Annotated in this window: 11 protein-coding genes; 2 read left to right on the plus strand and 9 right to left on the minus strand. The window is 73.1% G+C overall.

Annotated features, from left to right (window positions below):
- Positions 1-64: 64 nt before the first annotated feature.
- Genes VMF51_RS23465 through trpS form a run of 4 tightly spaced genes read right to left on the minus strand, consistent with a single transcriptional unit; the run spans position 65 to position 2,940 of the window.
- The gene (locus VMF51_RS23465) at positions 65-286 is read right to left on the minus strand and encodes an SCO4848 family membrane protein (protein WP_325476904.1); all 222 of its coding nucleotides are present in this window, start codon (positions 284-286) and stop codon (positions 65-67) included.
- Positions 283-1,335, minus strand: a complete 1,053-nt coding sequence (locus VMF51_RS23470; RefSeq protein WP_325476905.1) for a YihY/virulence factor BrkB family protein — start codon at positions 1,333-1,335, stop codon at positions 283-285. The genes VMF51_RS23465 and VMF51_RS23470 overlap by 4 nt, the downstream gene beginning before the upstream one ends.
- A 6-nt stretch (positions 1,336-1,341) precedes the next feature.
- Positions 1,342-1,872 carry a 2'-5' RNA ligase family protein gene (locus VMF51_RS23475; protein WP_325476906.1) on the minus strand — a complete coding sequence of 177 codons (531 nt, stop codon included), beginning with the start codon at positions 1,870-1,872 and terminating at the stop codon, positions 1,342-1,344.
- A 9-nt stretch (positions 1,873-1,881) separates the two neighbouring features.
- A complete protein-coding gene (gene trpS / locus VMF51_RS23480) occupies positions 1,882-2,940 on the minus strand; it encodes a tryptophan--tRNA ligase (RefSeq protein ID WP_325476907.1) in 1,059 nt (352 codons plus the stop codon).
- Positions 2,941-3,018: 78 nt separating this feature from the next.
- Between trpS and VMF51_RS23485 the strand changes: the two genes are divergently transcribed.
- Both VMF51_RS23485 and VMF51_RS23490 read left to right on the plus strand, forming a co-directional pair.
- Positions 3,019-3,735, plus strand: coding sequence for a DUF4328 domain-containing protein (locus VMF51_RS23485; protein WP_325476908.1), 717 nt, complete (start codon positions 3,019-3,021; stop codon positions 3,733-3,735).
- A 52-nt stretch (positions 3,736-3,787) separates the two neighbouring features.
- A complete protein-coding gene (locus VMF51_RS23490) occupies positions 3,788-4,897 on the plus strand; it encodes a GNAT family N-acetyltransferase (protein WP_325476909.1) in 1,110 nt (369 codons plus the stop codon).
- Here VMF51_RS23490 and VMF51_RS23495 read toward each other — a convergent pair.
- From VMF51_RS23495 to VMF51_RS23515, 5 genes are all read right to left on the minus strand, one after another.
- Positions 4,869-6,086: an MFS transporter gene (locus VMF51_RS23495; protein WP_325476910.1), complete on the minus strand. Its 1,218-nt coding sequence runs from the start codon at positions 6,084-6,086 to the stop codon at positions 4,869-4,871. The two genes, VMF51_RS23490 and VMF51_RS23495, sit on opposite strands and share 29 nt — an antisense overlap.
- A 57-nt stretch (positions 6,087-6,143) precedes the next feature.
- Positions 6,144-6,926, minus strand: coding sequence for an alpha/beta hydrolase (locus VMF51_RS23500; RefSeq protein ID WP_325476911.1), 783 nt, complete (start codon positions 6,924-6,926; stop codon positions 6,144-6,146).
- 10 nt (positions 6,927-6,936) lie between these two features.
- On the minus strand, positions 6,937-10,458 hold the full coding sequence (locus VMF51_RS23505) for an ABC transporter ATP-binding protein (protein WP_325476912.1): 3,522 nt from the start codon (positions 10,456-10,458) through the stop codon (positions 6,937-6,939).
- Positions 10,459-10,590: 132 nt separating this feature from the next.
- Complete coding sequence (locus VMF51_RS23510) at positions 10,591-11,100, minus strand: hypothetical protein (protein ID WP_325476913.1); 510 nt, start codon at positions 11,098-11,100, stop codon at positions 10,591-10,593.
- Positions 11,100-13,292, minus strand: a complete 2,193-nt coding sequence (locus VMF51_RS23515) for an NADP-dependent isocitrate dehydrogenase (RefSeq protein WP_325476914.1) — start codon at positions 13,290-13,292, stop codon at positions 11,100-11,102. Before VMF51_RS23515 ends, VMF51_RS23510 begins: the two co-directional genes overlap by 1 nt.
- Positions 13,293-13,321 lie beyond the last annotated feature (29 nt).

Raw genomic sequence — 13,321 nt, forward strand, 5'->3', positions numbered from 1 at the left:
TGCCGAGCCGGCGCGAGTTCGCGCCGGCTCGGCGGCAAACTCACGCCGGCTCGGCGATTTCGGGTCAGGAGCGGGAGCGGAGGGACTTCAGGCCGAGGCGGCCCAGGACGACGCCGATCACGACGTTGACGACGATCAGCACGGTGTGGGCGACCCAGTAGCCGGTGGGCCGGTCCTCGCCCGAGGAGTGGGCGTTCCACAGGTTGCGGGTGAAGGTGGCGTAGGTGAGCAGGTTCCACACCGCCACCCCGACGAGCAGCCAGCCGTGCCGGCGTTCGAGCTTCACGAGTCGTTCTCCTTGACCTTGCGTACGACGGCGGCGGCCGCAGCCCCCGCGACGGCCCCCGCGGCGAAGGCCGCTCGGCCGGTCGGCCGGCCGTCGTCCCCATTCTCCACCTCCTCGCGCGAGGGCATCCGGGGACCCTGGACGGGCTCGGCGGGCTCGACCCAGCGGGCGGCGCGCGCATCGGGAGTCGTGTAGGCCCACGACGCGGCGTACAGGATGACCCGCGAGGTGTAGTTCATCCACACGACCAGGACCAGCGCGATGCCGAACGCCTGGAAGGCGGGCTGGTTCCGGGTCGCCTCCAGCAGGATGCCGGACAGCTGCTTGAGCAGCTCGAAGACCACGCCGCCGACGAGCGCCCCGGACCACAGCGAGCGGCGCGGCACGTGCGGGTCGGCCAGCAGCCGGAACATCAGGAAGAACAGGACGGCGTTGGCGCCGAGGCCCAGGCCGATGGTGAGCAGCCTGACCAGCCAGCCGAGCTCGCTCCCGAGGCCGAACCAGCCGAGCACGTCGCCGGAGAACCCCGCGACGAACCCGGTCAGCGCGACGGCGACGAGGAGGACGACGCCCAGGACGACGAGCGCGACCAGGTCCCGCAGCTTGCCGGGCACGAAGCCGGGCTGGTCGCGCTGCGGGGTCTCGAAGACGACCAGCAGGGCGTCGCGCAGGGCCGAGATCCAGCCCAGCCCCGTGTAGAGGACACCGGCGAGACCCAGGACCGCCGCCCACCCGGAGAAGGTGCGGATGTCGTCGAGCGAGATCTGGTCCTCGCGGTTCCCCACGATGCCCGGCACCACCGAGTTGATGGTCTCGACGAGATCCGGGTCGGGGCCGTCGTACAGGCTGGAGAGCCGGCCGAGCACGAACACGGCGAGCGCGAGGATCGGGAAGAACGACAGGAACGCGAAGTAGGTGACGGCACCGGCCTGCTGGCCGGCCTTCACGTTGCCGAAGTGCTCCTGCATGAGCACCAGGTGGTCGACGACGGGTCGCCGGCGGCGTACGTCGGCGACCTTCGCGGTGACGCGCTCGGAGATCGCCGGCATGGGTGGCTACCGCCTCGTGGGATCGGGGTTCTGGAGGGTGAACTCACTGGTGGGTTGCCAGCCCAGGTCGCGGTCATGCACGTAGAGATGGAACTCACGGACCGCGAACTCGCACTCGAAGTCCGCGAGCTCGCGGAAGGCCTGGTCGAGCCGGTCGTCGTCGAGGTGGTGCGCGATGGTCACGTGCGGGTGGTACGGGAAGCTCAGCGGTACGTCGAGGGGGCCGCGGCGCACCGCCGAGGCGAGCTGCTCGCACTGGGAGATGCCCTCGACGAGGGTCACGAACACCACCGGCGAGACGGGCCGGAAGGTCCCCGTCCCGCGCAGGTGCACGCGGAAGCCGGGGAAGTCCGCGGCCACCTCGGCGAGGTGGCCCTCGATGTCACGCTGCTCGGCGTCGCTCACCTCGGTGGGCGGCACCAGGGTGACGTGCGTGGGGATCATCGTCGCCGTGACGTCGCCCAGCGCCGTGCGGTAGTCCTGGAGCTCCGTGGCCCAGGGCTCCGGGATCGCGATGGCAACACCGATGGTGGGCATGGACCGACCTTACTGAGCCGCAGCGACGAAGCCGACCCGCTGGTAGACGTCGCGCAGCGTCGCCTCCGCCACCTCGCCCGCCCGCTCCGCGCCCTGCTTCAGTACGGCGCTGAGGTGGGCCTGGTCGTCGAGCAGCTCCAGGGTCCGCTCGCGGAACGGCGTGACGAAGTCGACGACCGCCTCGGCGAGGTCCTTCTTCAGGTCGCCGTACCCGCGGCCGGCGTACTGCTCGGCGAGGTCCTGGACGCCGGTGCCGGTGAGCGCGGAGAAGATCGTCAGCAGGTTGGAGACGCCCGGCTTTCCCTCCGGGTCGAAGCGGACGACGGCCTCGGAGTCGGTGACCGCCGAGCGGATCTTCTTGGCGCTGACCTTGGGGTCGTCGAGCATGTCGATGATGCCGGCGGGCGACGACGCCGACTTCGACATCTTCGCGGTCGGCACCTGCAGGTCGGTGATCTTGGCCGTGGCCTTGAGGATGTACGGCTCGGGCAGCCGGAACGTCTTCTTGTAGCGGTGGTTGAACCGCTGGGCCAGGTCGCGGGTCAGCTCCAGGTGCTGACGCTGGTCCTCGCCGACCGGCACGTAGTGCGGCCGGTACAGCAGGATGTCGGCCGCCTGCAGGATCGGGTAGGTGAACAGGCCGACGCTCGCGGCACCCTCACCGCCCTTCGCGGACTTGTCCTTGAACTGCGTCATCCGACGCGCCTCGCCGAAGCCGGTCAGGCACTGCAGCACCCAGCCGAGCTGCGCGTGCGCCGGCACCTGGGACTGGATGAAGATCGACGACCGCGCCGGGTCGATGCCCATCGCCAGCAGCTGCGCGGCCGCGCGCAGGCACCGCTCGCGCAGCACCTTCGGGTCCTGCTCGACGGTGATCGCGTGCAGGTCGGCGATGAAGAAGAACGGCTCGTGGTCGCGCTGCAGGTCCACCCACTGGCGCAGCGCGCCCAGGTAGTTGCCGAAGTGGAAGGAGTCGGCCGTCGGCTGGATCCCCGAGAGCACGCGCGGCCGGGCGCCGCCCGTGGCCTGCGTGGGGACGGCGACGTCCGGCTGGGTCGTGGTGGACATGGGAGGCATTCTCTCCGATCGCACCCGACGAGGCGCGCCCAGGCCCTACGCTGACGCGTCCCCGACGACGGAGCACCCTTGAGCGTCCCGCAGCAGCCCTGGCCACCGCCGTACCCGCCGCCCGCCGACCGGTTCCATCCTCCGGAGCATGGCCACCCGGGCGCGTGGCCGTACGACGGTCCGCGCGCCTCCGCCCCGAGCGGCCTGGCCGTCGGTGTCATCGTCCTCGCCCTGGTCCTCACAGCCGTGCAGGTGTCGATCGCCGTCGCCGCCTGGCCGGCTGCCGAGACCTATCGACAGGCGGCGCGCGACGGGCTGGCGCCCTGGGACGTCTTCACGGTGTACGACGGGCTCGTCGGCCTGCTGTTCCCCACGCTGCTGGCCTGCTACGTGGTGACCTGCCTGTGGCTGCGGCGGTGTCGCGCCAACCTCGACCGGTTCGCCCCGCACCTCCACCACGCGCGCAGCCCCATCTGGACCTGGCTGGGCTGGGTGGTGCCCGTGGTGGCGTTCTGGTTCCCCTACCAGGTCGTGCGCGACGTCCAGCCCGACCGCGTGGCCACCCCGCGGGTGTGGCTCGGCTGTTGGTGGGCCGGGTGGCTCGGCTTCCAGCTCACGTTGCAGAGCACCGGTCACCTGACGGCGTCCCAGGACGCGATCGACGAGGACCTCGTGATGGCGCTGCCGGTGCTGGAGGCGATCACGACGGTCGCGCTCGTCGTGGCGCTCGTCCCCTGGGTGCGGGTCGTGCGCCGGACCACCGCCGCGCAGCACCGGCTCGTCGAGTCGCGCTGACCGGCCCGAATTCCGGTTTCGCGACACGGGGCTCGTCGGTGAGGGTGGAGCCATGTGCGCCCCCACGCTCACCGACGGCACCGTCACGCTCCGCGCCCACCGCCCGGACGACGCGCCGGGCGCCTTCGAGCAGAGCCGGGACCCGCTCTCCCAGCAGTGGACGACCGTCCCGGTGCCGTACGCGATGAGCGACGCCGAGCGCTTCGTCGGCGAGGTGATGCCGCGGGGCTGGGCCGAGGGCACGGAGTGGGGCTTCGCGATCGAGTACGACGGCCGGTACGCCGGGACGATCTCCCTGCGTGACGAGGGCCAGGGCCGCGCGGAGATCGCCTACGGCTCGCACCCGTCCGTCCGCGGGTCCGGGGTGGTCGAGCGGGCGCTGCGGCTCCTGCTGGAGTGGGGCTTCGCCGCGCAGGGCCTGCGGACCGTCCTCTGGATGGCGCACACCGGCAACTGGGCCTCGCGCAGGGTCGCCTGGCGGCTCGGCTTCTCCTGCGACGGCACCCTGCGGCAGTGGGCTCCGCAGCGCGGCGAGCTGCGCGACGTCTGGGTCGGGACGCTCCACCGCGACGACCCGCGCGAGCCGCGCACCACCTGGCTGGAGTGCCCGGTGATCGAGGCCGACGGGCTCCGGCTGCGGCCGATCTCGGCCGCGGACGCGCCGCGCATCCAGGAGGCGTGCAGCGAGGAGCGCACCCAGCGGTGGCTGGGCCAGCTGCCCGCGCCGTACACGCACGAGGACGCGGCGGCGTACGTCGAGGCCCGGCGGGCGATGCTCGCCGACGGTCGCGGCGTGAACTGGGCGGTGACCGAGCCGGGCGACGACCGGATCCTGGCCGACATCGGCTGGTTCGACCACACCCCCGGTGTGCAGTGCGAGATCGGCTTCTGGGCGCACCCCGACGCCCGGGGCCGCGGGATCACCACCCGGGCGCTGGCGATCGTCACCGACCACGTCGTCGCGACGCTGGGCGTCCGGCGCGTCACCTGCTTCGCCGCCACCGGCAACACCGCCTCGCGGCGCGTCATCGAAGCCAACGGCTTCCGCCAGTACGGCGTCGAGCGGCTCGGTGCCCTGGTCCGCGACGGCCGCGCCGACCTCGCGCTGTACGACGTGCTGACCGAGGAGTGGGTCAGCTCGCGGTCGAGCGGCGCTCGCTGAGCGCCGACCAGAGCAGGATGCCGACGCCGAGGACGGAGAGCCCCGCACCGACGAGGGCCGGCGAGCGGTAGCCGTACCCCGCGGCGATCACGAGGCCGCCGAGCCAGGCGCCGAGGGCGTTGGCGGTGTTCAGCGCGGCGTGGTTCATCGCGGCGCCGAGGGTGACGGCGTCGCCGGCGACGTCCATCAGGCGCAGCTGCAGGTTGGTGACGAGGATGGAGCCGATCGCGGTGATCGAGAAGACCACCGGCAGCAGGAACCAGCCGTGCGGCGCGACCGCCCAGAAGACCAGCATCACGACGGCCGAGCCGATGCCGGACCACAGCAGCGAGCGGAAGACCGACCAGGCGGCGAGCTCGCCCGCGAGCCAGGTGCCGGCGACCATGCCGAGGCCGAAGGCGAGCAGGAAGATCGGGACGTCGCCCTCGCCCAGCCCGGCGACGTCGGTCACGGTGGTGGCGATGTAGGAGTAGACGGCGAACAGCCCGCCGAAGCCGACCGCGCCCGCGGCCATCGTCAGCCACACCTGGCGGCGCGCGAAGAACTCCCGGGCCTCCTTGCGGCCCGTGGCCTCCTTGTCGCCCGGCACCGACGGCACGAACGCCAGGACGAGCACGATCGTCAGCAGGGCGATGCCCGACGTCATCAGGTACGCCGCGCGCCAGCCCAGTCCCTGGCCGACCCAGGTCGCCGCGGGCACGCCGACGACGTTGGCGAAGGACAGGCCCAGCATCACGCTGGCCACGGCCCGGCCGCGGTGCCGCGGCTCGGCCAGGCTGGCCGCGACCAGGCTGGCGACCCCGAAGTAGGCGCCGTGCGGCAGGCCGTCGAGGAACCGCGCGAAGGTGAGCATCCCGTAGCCGGTCGCAGCCGCGCTGAGCAGGTTGAACACGGCGTACGCCGCCATCAGGCCCACCAGCAGTCCGCGGCGCGGCAGCCGGGCGGCGAAGAAGGACAGGATCGGGACGCCGACCACGACCCCGAGGGCGTACGCCGAGATCACGTGCCCGGCCTTCGGCTCCGAGACGCCGATGCCCTCGGCGATCTGCGGGAGCAGGCCCATCGTCACGAACTCCGTCGTACCGATCGCGAAGCCGCCGACCGCGAGCGCGAGCACGGCCAGCACGAATCTCCGACCACCGAGCTCGGGGGTCGGAGGCGCGGTCGTGGCGGGGGCGGTGGTCGTCATGATCGCTTTCGGTCGGGGGCGAGCGGCCTCATCGTCCAACCAGGACCCGCCGGGGACCTATTCCAGGAAGTCGCTCACCAGCGGGGTGATCTCGGTCGCGAACTCCTCGAAGAACCCGTGCCGGCCACCCTCGTGCAGGTGCAGGACCGCGCCCGGGATCCGCTCCGCCAGCAGCGGCGCGTTCGCGGTCGCCACCATCCGGTCGTCGGTGCCGTGCAGCACCAGCGTCGGAGCGGAGATCCGGGGCAGCAGGTCCCAGGCGTCGTGGCGGGCGCTGGCCCGCAGGTGCGCCCGCGTCTCCTCGGCGCTCATCGCCCGGTCGCCGAAGAGCACGCTGTCCTCGGGCCGGTGCGGCCAGGCGTCGGTGTAGAAGAGCTCGCGCAGGGTCGCCCGGCGGTGGGCCGGGTCGGGGTGGGCGAGGTCGCGTCGTACGCCCGCGTCGCGCTCCTGGGCGTGCGGGCCACCGGGCGAGGTGCAGGCCAGCACCAACCGGGCGACCAGCTCGGGGTGCTCGGCCGCCAGCACCTGGGCGACCCGGCCGCCCATCGAGGTGCCGTAGACCGCGACGGGTCCGCCTCCGAGGTGCTCGACCACCGCGGCGGCGTCGTCGGCGAACAGCCGCGTCGACCACTCCCCCACCGGCCCCCGGCTGTCGCCGGTGCCGCGCTGGTCGAGGGTGACCGTGCGCCACCGCGCCTCGAAGCCGCCGCGGACCAGGTCCCACCAGTGGTGGTTGTTGGCCTGACCGGCGAGCAGCAGCAGGGTCGGGGCGTCCGCGGGTCCGGCCACCTGCACGGAGACGCCGAAGCCGTCGGACATCGGGACGGTCAGGGTCTGCACGACAAGGAGGCTAACCGGCGAGGTGGCCCCAGTCGGCGGCCAGCTCGCGCCACGGGCCGACCGCAGCGACCTCACCCTCGACGAGCACCACCACCCGGTCCGCCTGGGTCAGCGCCGCCTGCTTGGACGTCGCCCCGAGGACCGTGGTGCCGCGCTCGCGCAGCGCCCGCCACAGCTCGATCTCGGTCGCGGCGTCGAGGGCGCTGGACACGTCGTCGGCGAGCAGCAGCTCGGCGTCGGCGGCGAGCGCCCGGGCGAGCGCGAGCCGCTGCACCTGCCCGCCCGAGAGCCGTACGCCGCGGTGCCCGACGACCGCGTCCGGTCCGCCGGCCTCGGCCACGTCGGCCTCGAGGCGCGCATCGGCGACCGCCTGCTCCAGCGGTCGGGTGTGGCCCAGCCGCACGTTGTCGGCGAAGGTCCCGGAGAGCACCCGTGGCACCTGCGCGATGTGGGCGACCTGCCCCGGGCGCAGGAACGTCTGGGCGTCCTCGACCTCGGTGCCGTTCCAGCGGATCGAGCCGGTGTGCTCGACCAGTCCGGCCAGCGCGGCCAGCAGGCTGGACTTGCCCGATCCGACCTGCCCGAGCAGCAGCACCAGCTCACCGGAGCGCAGCGTCAGGTCGACGCCGACGACCCCGCGGGTGCCGTCGTCGTGGACCGCCTCGACCCCGTGCAGGGTGAGCTCGCGCAGCGGCACCCGTCCGGTCGCGGCCGGGGTCGGCGCGGTCCCGTCGACGAGGTCGACGCCGGGCGGCAGGTCCATCAGGTCGACCCCGCCGGCCAGCCGGCTGGTGGCCTGCTGCCAGGAGCGGGTGCCGGGGGCCTCGGTGATCACCGAGCCCGCGACCCGGCCGAACCAGTCGAAGCCGTTGACGGCGTTGGCCACCAGCAGCGCCGTGGCCAACCCCCAGCCGCCGGAGAAGAACACGGCCCACGCGGCGACCACACCGGCCTGCACCATGACGACGGGGACGCCGTCGAGGACCGCCTGGACGCGGTGCTCGCGGACCGCGGCGTCGACCCGGCCGCCGTCGACCCGGCGCAGGTGGGCGTGCACGGCCGGGGTGGCGGCGGCGAGCTTGACCGTGCGCGCGGACTCCAGCGCCGAGACCAGGGAGCGGCCGAACCCGGCCCGGGCCGCGGACGAGGCCGTCGCCGACCGGCCGGCGATCGGCCGGCCGACGGTCGAGGCCAGGGCGGAGGCGACCATCACGGCCAGCAGCACACCGCCGGCGAGCAGGCTGCCGCCGAGGATCGCCGTGACCACGACGATGGCGAGACCGTTGAGGAAGTCGACCCAGCGGTCGGCGTACCGGGCGAAGCGGTCGGCGTCCATGGCTCGCGCGACGACCTCTCCGGGTGGGGTGCGGGTGAGCCGGTGCTGCTCGGTCTGACCGGCGAGGACCGACATCCGGACCCGCAGCATCACCTCGACCCACCAGCGCGGATAGCGCACGAACGCCCCGGCCAGCAGCAGCGGCGCGGCGAGCAGCGACACGACCAGCCCGACGGTCAGCAGCACCGGCTCCCGGCCCGCCTGCAGGTCCTCGACGATGCGGCCCCAGACCAGGCCGGTGACCGCGCCGTACGCCCCGACGACGGCGGCGAGCAGGAACAGCACCGCGCCGACCAGGCCCCAGCGCGGCACGATCAGCAGCGCATGGGTGATGCCCCGGGTCAGGCTGGGCCCGTCGGGCACGGCGGCGAGCACGGGCGGCGGCCCGGAGCGGCGGACGCCGCCGACGGCACCGGCGGGCTCGTCGGTCGGCTCGGAGGCGGTGTCCTCGGTCTGCTCGGCGCCGCCGGCGTCGAGCAGGTCGCGGAAGTGACCGGGGCGCGTGGCCAGCAGCTGCCGCGGCCCCTGCTGGACCACCCGGCCGGAGTCGAGCACCGCGACCAGGTCGGCCCGGCTGACCGTGGAGAGCCGGTGGGCCACCAGGACGCCGGTGCGGCCGGCGAGCAGCCGGTCGGAGGCACGGACCACGCGCGCCTCGGTGAGCGGGTCCATCCGGGCGGTGGCCTCGTCGAGGACGACCACGCGCACGTCGCGCACCAGCAGCCGCGCGAAGGCGACCAGCTGCTCCTCGCCCGCCGACAGGGTGGTGCCGCCGGGGCCGAGCAGGGTGTCGAGACCGCCGGGCAGCCCGGCGACCCAGTCGGCCAGTCCGAGCTCGGCCACGGCGTCCTCGATCGCCCGGCGCGGCAGGTCGGCGAAGAGGGCGATGTTCTCGGCGAGGGTGCCGGCGAGGATCTCGGTGCGCTGGGTGACCACCCCCACCGCGGCGCGCAGCTGCTGCAGGTCGAGGTCGAGCACGTCGACGCCGCCGAGCAGGACGCTGCCCGGCTCCGGGTCGACCGCGCGGGAGAGCAGGGAGGCCAGGGTGGACTTGCCGGAGCCGGTGCGTCCCACCAGCGCCACCGTCCGCCCGGCCGGGACGTCGAGGTCGACCTCGCGCAGCGCGAAGGTGCCCTCGGCGTAGGCGAAGTGCAGGTCGCGCAGCTCGATGCCGAGGCTGCCCGCGGGCAGCGAGCGCCCGCCGGTCGGCTCCGGCTCGGCCTCGAGCATCTGGCGCAGCCGGACCAGCGCACCGACGCCGGCCTGCAGGTCGGGCAGGTGCCGGGCGACCTGGTCGATCTGGCCGACGAACATCGTCGTGACCAGGAAGAGCGTGACGAGGCGAGGCACCGACAGGTCGCCGGCCGCCGTGAGCGCGACGGCCACCACGCCGACCCCCGCGAGCAGGCCGTGCAGCAGCAGCCCGGCCCGGCGGGCCAGCCGGGTCTCGACGGCGAGCACCGCGGCGAACAGGTCGTGCACGCGGGCCGACAGCTCGCTGAGGCGGCGTACGACGTGGGCCTGGCCGAGGCTGGTGCGCAGGTCGTCGCGGCCGGTGACGCCCTCCTCCATCGCCGCCGCGTGGTCGGTCCAGGCCATCTCCTCGATGACCTTGCGCCGGGAGATCTCGCCGAGCAGCGGCCGGACCACCACGAAGGTGACGGCACCGACGATGGGGAAGAGGAACCAGGCCGGCCACCAGGTCAGGCCCGCGACGATCCACATGGGCACGGTGGTGAACACCGTGCGCATCGCGTCCCACAGCTGGCGCCGGACGAGCGTGCCGACCTCGTGGGTGTCGTCGTCGACGCGGTCGAGCACCTCGCCGACGGCCTGCTCGGAGAGCATCGCCAGCGGCTGGTGCATCGCCGCCTCGAGGAGGTCGGCGCGCAGCTGCCCCTCGGCCCGGTCGGAGACGCCCGCCCAGGCGGTGCGGCCGATGGTGTCGAGCACCGCGGCGCCGACCACGCACACGGCGAGCAGGCCGACCAGCCGCCCGGTGGGGTCGTCGGCGAGGCGGCCGGCCACGACGGTGCCGAGGGTCTGGCCGATCGCGGAGATCATGGAGGCGACCAGCGCGGCGATCGCCACGCCGGACCACAGCCGTCGCCAGTCGACGCGCCGGCGCGGGTCCCCGGGCGTCGGCGGGGCGGGCGGGGCGGTGCGGGAGGCCTCGGTGAGGGCGGTCGTGCTCATCACCGACGACGGTACGACGACCCACCGACCACCCACGAAGGGTTTTCGCTCCGGACGTGGCGAACGTCATGCGATGCGGGCGCGGAGGCGCCCGGACCGCATGACGTCCGGATGAAGCTGCTTCTCGCCGGATCAGCCGACGACCTGGACCTCCGACTGGATCGCCGCGATCCGACCGGTCTCGGGCGCGCACGGGCGGCCGACGAACTCGGAGCCCTCCGCGTCGACCAGGCTGCCGACCGCCCGGATCTCCTGGCCCTCACGGACGGCCACGGCGTTGCCGGGGTCGTAGACCGTCAACGTGCCGCCGGCGCTGACCCGCGCTGAGTAGCCGGCCGGCCACGCCACGACGAGGCTGCCGTCGGCGGAGCTGAGCACCGGGCAGTTCCGGTCGCCCTGCTCCAGGACCCCGACGATCTGCTCGCCGCCGTCGTCCTGACCGGGCTGCCACGCCGAGACCAGGAGCGGTGCCGTGCTGCCCTCGACGTCGGCGTCGTCGTAGTTCCACACGACGAGGCCGAACAGCGCGGCGGCGATCACGACCGGCACGACCACCGCGGCGACGTACCCCCGGGTGGAGAGGGCACGCCGCCCGTACGACGGGTCGGGACCGACCTGCTGGTCAGCCTGCTGGTCGGACATCAGGCGAGGGTGGCGAGCGCCTCGTTGAGCGTCGCCGAGGGACGCATCACCGCGTCGGCCTTGGCGTCGTCGGGCTGGTAGTAGCCCCCGATGTCGGCCGGGCTGCCCTGCACGCCGTTGAGCTCGGCGACGATCTTCTCCTCCTGCGAGGTCAGCGCCTCGGCGAAGGGCTTGAACGTCGCGGCCAGCTCGGCGTCGTCGGACTGCTGCGCGAGCTCCTGCGCCCAGTAGAGCGCCAGGTAGAAGTGCGAGCCGCGGTTGTCGATGCCGCCGAGGCGACGCGTCGGCGACTTGTCGTTCTCGAGGAACGTGCCGGTCGCGCGGTCGAGGGTGTCGGCCAGCACCTGCGCACGCGGGTTGCTGTCGAAGCCCGCGAGGTGCTCGAAGGACGCCGCCAGGGCGAAGAACTCGCCGAGGCTGTCCCAGCGCAGGTAGTTCTCCTTGACCAGCTGCTGCACGTGCTTGGGCGCCGAGCCGCCGGCGCCGGTCTCGAACAGGCCGCCGCCGTTCATCAGCGGGACGACGGAGAGCATCTTCGCCGAGGTGCCGAGCTCGAGGATCGGGAACAGGTCGGTGTTGTAGTCGCGCAGCACGTTGCCGGTGACCGAGATGGTGTCCTCGCCCTTGCGGATCCGCTCCAGGGAGTACGCCGTCGCCGCGGCCGGCGCCATGATCTCGATGGTCAGCCCGTCGGTGTCGTGCTCGGGCAGGTACTTCTTCACGAGCTCGATCAGGTTGGCGTCGTGGGCGCGGGTCTCGTCGAGCCAGAAGACGGCCGGCGAGCCGGTGGCGCGGGCGCGGGTGACGGCCAGCTTGACCCAGTCGCGGATCGGCGCGTCCTTGGTCTGGCAGGCACGCCAGATGTCGCCCGGCTGGACGTCGTGGCTGATCAGCACCTCGCCGGCGCCGTTGACGACCTGGACGGTGCCGGCGGCCGGGATCTCGAAGGTCTTGTCGTGGGAGCCGTACTCCTCGGCCGCCTTGGCCATCAGGCCGACGTTCGGGACCGAGCCCATGGTGGCCGGGTCGAAGGCGCCGTTCGCGCGGCAGTCGTCGATGACGGTCTGGTAGACGCCGGCGTAGGAGGAGTCCGGGATCACCGCGAGGGTGTCGGCCTCCTCGCCGTCGGGACCCCACATGTGGCCCGAGGTGCGGATCATGGCCGGCATCGAGGCGTCGATGATGACGTCGCTCGGGACGTGCAGGTTGGTGATCCCCTTGTCGGAGTCGACCATCGCCAGCGCCGGGCCGTCGGCGAGGCCCTGCTGGACGGCGGCCTTGATCGCCTCGCCCTCGGGGAGCGACTCGACGGCGGACAGCAGCCCGCCGAGGCCGTCGTTCGGGGAGATCCCGGCCGCCTTCAGCTGCTCGCCGTACTGCTCGAAGAGCGTCGGGAAGAACGCCTGGACGACGTGGCCGAAGATGATCGGGTCGGAGACCTTCATCATCGTGGCCTTGAGGTGCGCGGAGAAGAGCACGCCCTCGGCCTTGGCGCGGGCGACCTGCTCGGTGAGGAAGCGGCGCAGCGCGGCGACGTCCATGTAGGTGGCGTCGACGACCTCGCCGGCGAGGACCTTGACGCCCTCCTTGAGGACCGTCTCGGTGCCGTCGGCGCCGACCAGCTTGATGGTGAGGGCGTCGTCGGCGGGGATGACGACCGACTTCTCGTTCGAGCGGAAGTCGTGCTCGCCCATGGTCGCGACGTTGGTCTTCGAGTCCGGCGTCCACTTCCCCATGCGGTGGGGGTGGGCCTTCGCGTAGTTCTTGACCGACAGCGGCGCGCGGCGGTCGGAGTTGCCCTCGCGCAGGACGGGGTTGACCGCGGAGCCCTTGACCTTGTCGTACTTGGCCCGGATCTCCTTCTCCTCGTCGGTCGAGGGGGACTCCGGGTAGTCCGGGATGTCGTGGCCCTTCTCCTGCAGCTCCTTGATCGCGGCCTTCAGCTGCGGCACGGAGGCGGAGATGTTGGGCAGCTTGATGATGTTGGCCTCGGGCTTCGTGGCCAGCTCGCCGAGCTCGCCGAGCGCGTCGTCGGCGAGGCCGAACTGGGCCAGGATGCGCGCTGCGACCGAGATGTCACGCGTCTCCACCTCGACGCCTGCCTGAGCGGCGTACGCCTGGATGATCGGCAGGAACGAGTACGTCGCCAGCAGCGGCGCCTCGTCGGTGTGGGTGTAGATGATCGTGGCCATGGTGAGGCGACTCCTGAGCTGATGGATGG

Source organism: Nocardioides sp., from assembly GCF_035503875.1.
Taxonomy (GTDB): domain Bacteria; phylum Actinomycetota; class Actinomycetes; order Propionibacteriales; family Nocardioidaceae; genus Nocardioides.

Coding starts and splice junctions, on each gene's coding strand:
- VMF51_RS23490 (WP_325476909.1), top strand. CDS start 3,788: ATGTGCGCCCCCACGCTCACCGACGGCACCGTCACGCTCCGCGCCCAC.
- VMF51_RS23505 (WP_325476912.1), bottom strand. CDS start 10,458: ATGAGCACGACCGCCCTCACCGAGGCCTCCCGCACCGCCCCGCCCGCC.
- VMF51_RS23495 (WP_325476910.1), bottom strand. CDS start 6,086: ATGACGACCACCGCCCCCGCCACGACCGCGCCTCCGACCCCCGAGCTC.
- VMF51_RS23470 (WP_325476905.1), bottom strand. CDS start 1,335: ATGCCGGCGATCTCCGAGCGCGTCACCGCGAAGGTCGCCGACGTACGC.
- trpS (WP_325476907.1), bottom strand. CDS start 2,940: ATGTCCACCACGACCCAGCCGGACGTCGCCGTCCCCACGCAGGCCACG.
- VMF51_RS23510 (WP_325476913.1), bottom strand. CDS start 11,100: ATGTCCGACCAGCAGGCTGACCAGCAGGTCGGTCCCGACCCGTCGTAC.
- VMF51_RS23475 (WP_325476906.1), bottom strand. CDS start 1,872: ATGCCCACCATCGGTGTTGCCATCGCGATCCCGGAGCCCTGGGCCACG.
- VMF51_RS23515 (WP_325476914.1), bottom strand. CDS start 13,292: ATGGCCACGATCATCTACACCCACACCGACGAGGCGCCGCTGCTGGCG.